This is a genomic window from Streptococcus danieliae (assembly GCF_025447695.1).
In the GTDB taxonomy this organism is placed as follows: Bacteria; Bacillota; Bacilli; order Lactobacillales; family Streptococcaceae; genus Streptococcus; species Streptococcus danieliae.
This window is the reverse complement of record NZ_JAOBSU010000103.1, coordinates 1-6,316: the sequence shown is the minus strand read 5'-3', so window position 1 is coordinate 6,316 and position 6,316 is coordinate 1. Positions and strand designations below refer to the sequence as shown.

At 43.2% G+C, this 6,316-nt stretch carries 3 protein-coding genes and 1 pseudogene; all 4 read left to right on the top strand.

Annotation, left to right across the window (positions count from 1 at the left end; genetic code table 11):
- Positions 1-179 precede the first annotated feature (179 nt).
- Positions 180-2,282, top strand: coding sequence for a TcaA second domain-containing protein (locus N4310_RS07200; protein ID WP_262092647.1), 2,103 nt, complete (start codon positions 180-182; stop codon positions 2,280-2,282).
- A gap of 254 nt (positions 2,283-2,536) precedes the next feature.
- On the top strand, positions 2,537-3,196 hold the full coding sequence (locus N4310_RS07195; RefSeq protein WP_262092646.1) for an LPKTxAVK-anchored surface protein: 660 nt from the start codon (positions 2,537-2,539) through the stop codon (positions 3,194-3,196).
- 343 nt (positions 3,197-3,539) lie between these two features.
- Complete coding sequence (srtB, locus tag N4310_RS07190; protein WP_262092645.1) at positions 3,540-4,352, top strand: class B sortase, LPKTxAVK-specific; 813 nt, start codon at positions 3,540-3,542, stop codon at positions 4,350-4,352.
- 352 nt (positions 4,353-4,704) lie between these two features.
- Positions 4,705-6,240: pseudogene (locus N4310_RS07185) on the top strand (glycoside hydrolase family 68 protein); the annotation flags it as partial.
- Positions 6,241-6,316: the final 76 nt, after the last annotated feature.

The following is a 6,316-nucleotide window of genomic DNA, read 5'->3' as shown; positions in this document are numbered from 1 at the left end:
ATGACTGTTAATCATGATGTCGTAGGTTCGAGTCCTACTGGCGGAGTTCTTGCCCTTCGGGGCTTTTTTTCTTGCTTGAATTAGAGTCCTGAAAGGGGCTCTTTTTTGACACTTGTTTTGCTACCATCTATAATAGTAGATAAGAAGAGTTTTAGAAATTATAGAATAGAGGTGAGAATATGAAACAAGTAGGAAGTAGAAGGTCGCCTTTGAGCGGTAAAAAGAAGGCGGGGTTAACGGCGGTAGCCCTACTGGCTCTCGCTTTGGGAACAGGTATTTATGCGGTTCAGGGATCAGGGCCTGATGCGGCAATTCGCAGTTTTAGTCAGGCTGTTAAAGCTCAAGACTATGAGCGGTTGGCAAGCCTCTTATCGACGCCAACTAGCAAGTGGTCTGCGAGTGATGCCCAGGGTTTTGTGGGCTATCTAGATGATCATGGTCTGCAAGTAGATGAGCTACTGGAGCAGCTCAAACAGCAGAAGGCCGGTGCCAAGGTCTACCAAGATGCCAATGGCAATCAGATTCTAGGGTTGGTGGAAGATGGTAAAACTTTCTTTTTCTTCGATCATTATCGCGTTTCCTCCTATCCAGTAGCGGTCCAGGTGACTTCAAACTTGGACGGTCTGACCATTGATGGGCAGACCGTGCCTAAGGATAAGGCAACGAATTTAGGGAAAGTGAAGCTGACCAACCAGCCTCTCAGCCTTTTAGCCTCAACAGAATTTGGGCGTTTGGATACCAATTTGCTTTTACCTTTTGAAAAAGGCCAAAAGAATCAATTGGAGATGAATTTGACGGCTGTGGAAAAAGAGCTGTCCGCTACACTTCCGGGTAAGGCAAGTGAGTATAGCCAGGTAAAACTTATGGTCAATGGCAAAAAGGTGGCAGATGGTCTACGGAAAACCTTGCTTCTCCTAGAAGATCAAAAACTACAGGTGCATGCCTCCTTCTATTATATGGGTAAAGAATTTACGACGGAGACCAAGACTGTTGAAGTTTCTGCCGCTAGTGACCAGCTAGAGGTAGATCTAGACTTAGCTGCGAGTGTGAAAACTGCCATGAAGGAAGCGCAAGTTCAGGCCTTGGAGGAAGCACGAGTCGCTGCGTCAGCCTCAGCATCGGCTGCTCAAAGTCGTGAAAAGGCTGCCCAGGCCGCCAGCTCTCAGAGCCGGGAATTGAAGGAACGAAAATCTTCTAGTTCCTCAGAAGCGAAAATAGAAGTGAAAAGCAGTTCTTCTAAGCAAGAAGAAGTGAACGTCTTGCACCAAGTTCCGGAAGGACTACTGGGTAGTTGGCAGGCGGAGCAGGGAGAACTTAAGCTCAAGGCTGATGGAAGTGGTCGCCTACGGGTCCAGAACCAAGAGTTTCTGTTCAGCATTGGTCAACTGCAAGATCATGGTCAGGGCCTCTACCAGATTCGTCAAGGAAATAGTCTACCAGACTTCCTAGCTTCAGATGGAAGTCAAGTTGCAATTGGCTTCCGTTTGGTGGGGGATCAACTGGAAATCCTGCGTTGGAATATGGAGCAAGGTCCGATATCCATAGAGCAAGTAGCTAGCTATCAAAGAAAGTTGGACAATTCTCAGAGCAGGGAGGAGGAATCCCAATCGCAGTCAAGTGCAAGTGAGACGGCTTCAACAGCCACTCAGGCAAGCAGCAGTCGTACAGACGAAAGTAGTGCGAATCAGGAAGTAGAGTCTGAAACAAGTAGCCTAGAGGAATCCAGCTCGAGCGAGAAGCGTTCACCTCAGGAAGCAGAGGCTTCAACAGGTACTAGTCAGTTATCGAGTCTGAATGCTGAATCAAGTAGCAGCAGTTCCAGTCAGGAATCAGAGAGAGCAGCAAGTAGTCTTCAAGAATCAAATTCCAGTGAGCAGAAGTCTAGCTCAGATACAGAAGTCGGCACTGCTGCTTCGAGCGAGGAAGAGACCAAGCCTGTTTGGACCAAAGTCCAAAGTCAGGCCTTGGCAGATTATCTGAATAGCCAGGAGGCTGGTGCCTATACTTCAACTCTGGAGACTGTTAAAGCACAACTAGCCTCGAAATCGATGACACTGATTGAAGCTGGAGGTCAAGATGTAACGGAAAAAGTGGAGATTTTAGACGCCTATGATTACCAGGTCTCTCCTCAAGATCCGGTTCAACGGTACTTCTTCGTTCGAAAGGCGGATAGAAGCAGTCAGGTGTTAATAAGCGTGGATACCCAAGGTTCAAACTACCGTGTTAAAGAGGTTTCGGATCAAGCCCTTTTATCTTTATTCGTAGATCTTTTGGAAAAATAAACGAATGGTTTAGAAAATTTTCCGAAAGTTTACCTCATTATTTAGTAAAATATTCATAATATCAAAAAAATGTAACCATTGGTTTAAAAAAACAAAAAAGTTTTAGAAAAGTTTGGATGGAACTTGACATAGAATTTTTTTAGGCATACAATTAAATTGCTATAGATAGTGTTGTAAAACTATCTGTTAGAAAGCTTTATGGCTATCTAAGCAATGAATTGTTTAGGTCTCGAGACTCTAAGAAAGGATTTATTATGAAAAAATTACTACTTTCTACAGCTGCTTTGGCACTGCTTGCTCTAGGTGTATCTGCAGTTTCTGCTGAAACAACAGAGGGAGCCACTGACGGACGGAATACAGACTATACAAACCAATTGATTCAAAAATCATATGTTTCAGAGCGTGATGCTTATGACGAAGCTCATCGTTATCTTGAAGGTCATGTCTCTGATCTAGAAGCGATTGCTCAAAACAATGCGAATGTTGTTGCAGCTCAAGAAGCGATGAACAATATCGGCTCTGGTCATGACTATGAAGAAAAAATGGCTGCGGCTAAGTCTGCTTATGAAAAAGCTTATAACGAGGCCTATTCAGCTGCTTACAATGAAAATCTTGTGAAAATGGCAAATTCTTTCATCGAAGCTGCTAAGGCTCAAGGCAATTACTTTGAAGAATCAGCTGTTGATGCTAATAAACCAAATGATGTCCGTGTTGCAGAGGATTATGAACGTAACACAGGCAAAAAACTAGAATCAAAAGATGCTAAAGAAGAAGTAAAATCATCAGAAGCAACTAAAACAACTGAAGAGGCTGTGAAATCTGCAGTCAAAGCTGCGAAGAAAGATGCAGCTAAGAAAGACGTAGCGAAAAAAGAAGGACAAAAAGTTCTTCCAAACACCGCTGCAGTGAAGTAAGACACAAGTAGTTGATTCGATTACCTGTGTAGAAGGCGAGAGTCGGGTTTCAGGATGATCCTACCCCCCTCTCGCTTTCTTTTTATAGTCGTTTAGTTTATATTTTATTACTGTGTTAGCTCATCTTGCCGTACTTCTTTGAAACTTTCTTCGAAAGTTTTATTAGCAAGCTAAAAACCTCCTCAGAGCTTTTTAGCTGTCTACGACTGCTGCCTTGTACTAAAAGTAAACTAAAAGTCTATAGTAGCAAGCGAAAATCACAATGAGAGGACTCATAGCATTGCAAAATCAGGACTAACCAGATTTTGATCGAACATGAGTCTGAGAAGATGAAGGTAGAGCAATGAAATTAGAAAATAGATTTATAAAAACCTTTCTGACAGGTTTTGTTTTACTTAGTGGATTAATCCTCATGTTAGTGGGGTGCAGCTCTTCCAGTAAGGCAAATCAGAATAGTCCCCAACCTCAGAATAAGCAGACAAGGACTTACCAGCCCTCTGCTGAAGACAAGGTCTATCTCAAAGAACGCTTTGAGCCTTTATTGGCAACCAATAAAGACACAATCGCTTATGTCTACGCTCCGGGAACCAATCTAGATGAACCTGTTGTACAGACTACTGATAATGCAACCTATCTAGATAAGACCTTCACGGGGGGCCATGAGCCTTACATGGGGACAGTCTTTATGGATATGGATAACAGCAAGGATTTTAGTGATCGCTTGACTTGGCTCTTTGGGCATGCTCGAGGCAGTAAGGTTCCAGATAGTCGGATGTTTAATGATGTAAACTTCTACAGTAATAGCGACTATTTTAGTCAACATCCGTATGTCGTGGTTGAAACACCAGAACGGAAATATTACTATGAAGCTGTAGCCATGATTATTGTTCCGGAAACAACGGCTTTTTACCGCACCGAATTTGATTCTGATCAAGACTTTGTTGAGCAGTTGAACCAAGTTTACAAGGATGCTCAGGTTAAGAAAAAAGATGTCGAGATTAAGGCAGAAGACCGTTACCTTGTACTTTCAACTTGTCGTGAAGAAGATGAGACAATCCGCGCCAATCTCTACCTACGTCAGATTCCGGATAGTGAGATGGAGGCGTTTGTAAAAGAGCATGGTGAGAAGTTGGCTTATAAATCAACGCGTGATTAAGCAATAGAACCTCTTGGTTTCGTAGCAAGATGAGCTAAGGAAACGACTATCATCACCTATTGGAAAAGGCTTAGTCCTCTTATTTGTTGGATTTTGTATTCTAACAAATGAGGGGCTTTTCTTTTGGCGGGAGGTGTGAGGGGCGATTGGCTAAAATAGTAGACTTTTGTCAACTACTGGTTTCATTTTTATTGATGTATTTTCCTGTGTTTATGTTACAATAATGTTACTAGGATTGGGAAAATTCTTGAAAGAAATCTGTAAAATTTCCGGATTCCTTGGTAGTGATTTCGTGAAATCACTTTAAAATATTGAAATTAAAAATTTTTAGGAGAGTAAGATGTAAAAGAAAATGCGTAAATCTAAGAAAAAATGGATTGTGGTCAGCGCAGCCACGGCAGGTGTGATGGCAGTTGGAACATCATCTGTTGTTGCAGCTGATAGCGTTGGCGCGAATGCTCAGGAAGCGGTTCTGGTCGCTGCTGAGGGTGCAGAACCTGTTGCAACTACAGCTGAGAATAGTGCTCCAAGTTCCGCAGCTCCAGTGGAAACTCCTGCTAGCCCAGCTGAGCCTACACTAGCTCATGCTTCAGCACCAGTTGCACCGGCTGCTGATGAAGTGAAGGAAGCAGCTCCAGTAGAGAAGGCTGCTGCAATTCAACCAGCTGCTCCAGCTGCTAGTCCAGCCTCAGCTCAAATAGAGCCAGCGACACGTGGTCTTAGCAAGCAGGCTTATGAGGTTGCTAAGGAGGCAGGTCTCGATCTAGCGAACCTAACAGAGGCGCAAAAGGTTGCTCTTAATCGTGTTCGAAAAGATCTTCCATCAAATTCTGGAACCTTAATCACCTACAAAAATTTTGAAGATATTGCAACATCATTAGTAAATCGTGATTCCCGTTACGCGATTCCATATTTCAATGCTTCGCAAATTGAAAATATGCCAGCGGCACGAACTCGTAATGCCCAAACTGGAGAAGTGGCTGATCTAGATGTGTGGGATTCATGGCCTGTTCAAGATGCTCAGACTGGGCATATTGTAAACTGGAATGGTTACCAATTGGTTATTGCCATGATGGGCTTGCCACATGAAAATGACCAACATATCTACCTTCTTTATAACAAGTATGGGGACAACAACTTTGGCAATTGGAAGAACGCTGGTTCAATCTTTGGCTATGGTTTGTCACCGCTTGTGCAACAATGGTCTGGTTCTGCCACTGTCAATAAAGATGGTTCCATCCAGCTTTATTACACCCATGTTGACACGAGTGATCAGTCCAACAACCAGAAATTAGCAACTGCTACTTTGAACTTGTTGTTTGATGATCAAGATGTTCGCATTCGTTCAGTGACCAACAACCAAGTCTTGACTCCTCAGGGTGGAGATGGTTATTTCTACCAAAGCTATGCCCAGTGGACTCAAGGGGATCGTGGTTTTGATAATATTGCCATGCGTGATCCGCATATTGTAGAGGAAGCAGATGGAACACGTTACTTGGTCTTTGAGGCTAGCACTGGTCAACAAAACTACCAAGGCGAAGAGCAAATCTACAACTGGAACAACTATGGTGGCGATGCGTCTTACATGGTTAAGAGACTCTTCAACTTGTTGGAAAATGAAGGGATGTACAAAAAAGCGGCTCATTCCAATGCAGCAATCGGAATTGTCCGCTTAGGTGGCAGTGAGAAACGTCCTTATGTGGCTCAATACTACACACCACTTGTAAGTTCTCCAATGGTTAGTGATGAGTTGGAACGTCCAAATGTTGTCAAACTTGGTAACCAGTACTATCTCTTTACAACCACACGCTTGACCCATGCGGCCAATCACAACATTCTTCATGCGGCCAATCAGGCTGTTGGAGACAACGTTTTGATGTTGGGTTATCCCAAATTATTCATACCTCAAACAACTCCGTGTAAATAGCTAAAAAATCATCAGAAATTGCCAAAAAACAATGGCA

Bases quoted from the DNA above. Each gene is read 5' to 3' on its own strand.
- N4310_RS07195 (WP_262092646.1), top strand. From the start codon at position 2,537: ATGAAAAAATTACTACTTTCTACAGCTGCTTTGGCACTGCTTGCTCTA.
- srtB (WP_262092645.1), top strand. From the start codon at position 3,540: ATGAAATTAGAAAATAGATTTATAAAAACCTTTCTGACAGGTTTTGTT.
- N4310_RS07200 (WP_262092647.1), top strand. From the start codon at position 180: ATGAAACAAGTAGGAAGTAGAAGGTCGCCTTTGAGCGGTAAAAAGAAG.